This window comes from Mesorhizobium sp. M7A.F.Ca.US.006.01.1.1 (assembly GCF_003997935.1).
Taxonomy (GTDB): Bacteria; Pseudomonadota; Alphaproteobacteria; order Rhizobiales; family Rhizobiaceae; genus Mesorhizobium.
Map to the genome: position 1 here is coordinate 1 of NZ_RZQL01000421.1, position 3309 is coordinate 3309.

A 3309-nucleotide genomic window follows, 5' to 3' on the forward strand; every position below is an offset into this window, starting at 1 on the left:
GCCTCTCAGGCCCAACCCATTCCCCCCGCCCACTGGGAGCGTCGGCCGCCCTTCCATGAAGAGAGCCTCTCAAGTGGTTGCCTGGGCCGGCAGCGTCGCGATTATGGGCTAGCTCAGAACTTGTAGCTCAAATTGATCCCGACCGCATTCAGCTTCACGTTCTGATCGCGATCGTTAAAGGGTTCTGCCACCTCGTAGTGCTCGGAGCCGAAATCATAGTAGCGATATTGCGCGCCGACGACGAACTTGTCGGTCAGCGCGTAATCGATGCCGGCACCCACGGTCCAGCCGACATTCGTGCGCGTGCTGTCGAACGCCGGACCCGCGACTTGCGATGTTTCGATGCCGGCAAAGGCGACGCCGCCAATGCCGTAAACCAGCAGGCGATCCATGGCATAGCCAGCCTTGGCGTTGACCGACCCGAACCACTTGATGTCGGTGCCGAATGTGCTTCCCAGGGCCGATACCGTCGTGCCGCCGACCGAGGAATAGTTGAGGTCCGCCTCGGCGCCGAGCACCGCCTGGTCGAACTGCCACAGGCCGGCGACGTGGCCGCCGACAAAACCACCGTCAATGTCGGGCGCGATGGAAAACGGCGCGCCTTCTGTCACCGATATGTCGGATTGGCCCCAGCCATAGCCGGCCTGCAGGCCAGCGTAGTAGCCCGTCCAGTCGAAGCCGGGCGCGGTCATCGGCACGTCGACCGTTGGGTCGGCTGCAAAAGCCGGCACGGCCAGAACGGCAAGAAAACCGGCACTTGCGACCATCAGTCGACGCATCGAACTCCCCGAAATGATGATTCAGAAAGATCGTCAGAAGGATAACCGCATTCGCCGCAATCGCAATCCCCCCTGTCGCCGCACAGAATCCTCTATTTGGCGTCGATGAAGTCCAGCACAGCCTGGCTATATTCATCCGGCGCTTGCAGCATGACGAAATGACTGGCGTTGGGCAGGATGATCAGCTTCGCGCCCGGGATGGCGGAGGCGATGTATTCGGTGTGTTCGCGCTTGATCGCCTCATCGTGGTCGCCGGCAACGATCGCCGTCGGCGTGGTTATCCCAGCGAGCTGTCCCTTGGTCCACGCCGGCTCGCTCTCCCACATGTGGCTCATCTGCGCCACGAAGGCGTCATACTGGTCCGGTGTCTTCGACATCTTCTTGTAGTCGCGGCCGGAGCGGTCGATGTAGGCGGCAAAGGTCTTGTTGGTCATCACGCCCGGATCAAGGCCGTCGGTGGTTACGTTGGCGGCTTGCGCGAACAGCCTTGTCAGCCGCTCCGGATGATGCAGCGCGATGTCGATACCGATAATGCCGCCATCGCTCCAGCCGACAAGCGCGGTCTTGTCGATCTTCAGGTAGTCGAGCAGCGCCAGATAGTCCGACGCCATCAAGTCGTAGCCATAGGCCTGCTCGGTGCGGGTGGAGCGGCCGTGGCCACGGCTGTCGGCGACGATCACCCTGTGCGTCTTGGAAAGCGTGGCCACCTGGCTGGCCCAGATGTCGGCGTGGCCGAGGCCGCCGTGGATGAGCAGCAGCGGGTCGCCCGCGCCGAAAACGGCGTAGTACATCTGGATGCCGTTCACCGGCGCATATCCGCTCTGATCGGGTTTGGGCATGGCCGCTGGTTCCGGCAAGGTCTGCCAACGTTCCTCGGCGGCGGCAAAAGCGCTCGACGCGGCGAACAGGATGACGATCGCGAACACTTTGCAAAACCGGGTCATGTCTTCCCTCATATGGTTCGGTCCGCGGCAGCATCGCCTTTCAACCGGATTAGTCAACAAGCTCGCCCTGACGCGGCGTGTCGGACCGACGGCTCTGGCGGCGCCCGCCGACATTTGCGAGACTGGCCGCAACCGAGGAATCGCCAATGACGAAAGCAACGCCCGCAAAACCCAGACCGTGGACCGAGATGGCGACGCATCTGGTCGATGTTGCCATGGGGCGCAAACCCGCTGACCTGGTCGTGCGCAACGGCCGCTGGGTGAATGTCCATTCGGGCGAGATCATCGCCGGCACCGACATCGCCATTGCCGGCGGCCGCTTCGCCTATTGCGGGCCCAATGCCAGCCATGCCATCGGCCAGGGGACCAAGGTGGTCGACGCCGGCGGGCGCTATCTGGTGCCCGGTCTCTGCGATGCGCATATGCATGTCGAAAGCGGCATGGTGACGGTGACCGAGTTCTGCCGCGCCGTCATTCCGCACGGCACCACCTCGATGTTCATCGACCCGCACGAGATCGCCAATGTTCTGGGTCTGCCCGGCGTGCGGCTGATGCATGACGAAGCGGTCGCCATGCCCATCAACGTGCATGTGCAGATGCCGTCCTGCGTGCCTTCGGCGCCGGGGCTGGAGCATGCCGGCGCCGAGTTGACGGTCGCCGATGTCGCTGAAGCGATGACCTGGGAGAACATTATCGGCCTGGGCGAAGTGATGAATTTTCCCGGTGTCGTCGCCAATGATCCTGTCATGTCGGGCGAGATCGCGGCGACGGTCAAGGCAGGCAAGACGGTCGGTGGCCACTATGCCTCGCGCGATCTCGGCCTGCCGTTCCATGGCTATGTCGCCGGCGGCCCCGAGGACGATCATGAGGGCACGCGCGCCGAGGACGCCATCGCCCGCGTGCGCCAGGGCATGAAGGCGATGCTGCGGCTGGGCTCGGCCTGGTACGACGTCGCCTCGCAGATCAAGGCGGTGACGGAGAGCGGCATCGATCCGCGCAACTTCATCCTGTGCACCGACGACAGCCATTCCGGCACGCTGGTGCAGGAAGGTCATATGGACCGCGTGGTGCGCCACGCCATCCAACAGGGGTTGAAGCCGGTGACAGCGATCCAGATGGCGACGCTGAACACCGCCCAGCATTTCAAACTGGAGCGCGAGATCGGTTCGATTGCACCGGGGCGGCTGGCCGACCTGCTGATCGTCTCGGATCTCGCCGCAATGACCATCGACGAGGTCTATGCACGCGGCGCCAGGCTGGCCAAAGGCGGCAAGCTGGAAATCGATATTCCGGCCTATGATTACCCGAAGACGGCGAAGAACACCGTCAAGCTCGGCAAGAAGCTGAAGGGCGACGACTTCGATATCGCCGCCCCCAAGGGCGCCAACGAGGTGCGGGTGCGTGTCATCGGCGTCATCGAGAACCAGGCGCCGACGCGCGCGCTGGAGGCCGATCTGCCGGTCGAGGACGGGCTGGTCGCCATGGATCGCCGCAACGACATCTGCCAGATCGCGCTGGTTGAGCGCCACCGGGGCACGGGCGGCGTCACCAACGCCTTCGTCTCCGGCTTCGGCTATATGGGTGAC

Annotated in this window: 3 protein-coding genes; 1 reads left to right on the forward strand and 2 read right to left on the reverse strand. The window is 63.7% G+C overall.

Translation table 11 applies throughout. The features are described 5' to 3' along the window. Positions 1-113: 113 nt before the first annotated feature. Together EN943_RS36180 and EN943_RS36185 are read right to left on the reverse strand one after the other, a co-directional pair. The gene (locus EN943_RS36180; RefSeq protein WP_127416524.1) at positions 114-779 is read right to left on the reverse strand and encodes an outer membrane protein; all 666 of its coding nucleotides are present in this window, start codon (positions 777-779) and stop codon (positions 114-116) included. A gap of 92 nt (positions 780-871) precedes the next feature. Then, positions 872-1723, reverse strand: a complete 852-nt coding sequence (locus EN943_RS36185; RefSeq protein WP_127416525.1) for an alpha/beta hydrolase — start codon at positions 1721-1723, stop codon at positions 872-874. A gap of 146 nt (positions 1724-1869) precedes the next feature. Here EN943_RS36185 and EN943_RS36190 point away from each other — a divergent pair. Then, a partial coding sequence (locus EN943_RS36190; RefSeq protein ID WP_164778578.1) for an amidohydrolase family protein occupies positions 1870-3309 on the forward strand: 1440 nt, incomplete at its 3' end.

Excerpts from the sequence above, each read along its gene's own strand:
- EN943_RS36180 (WP_127416524.1), bottom strand. The coding sequence starts at position 779 with ATGCGTCGACTGATGGTCGCAAGTGCCGGTTTTCTTGCCGTTCTGGCC.
- EN943_RS36185 (WP_127416525.1), bottom strand. The coding sequence starts at position 1,723 with ATGACCCGGTTTTGCAAAGTGTTCGCGATCGTCATCCTGTTCGCCGCG.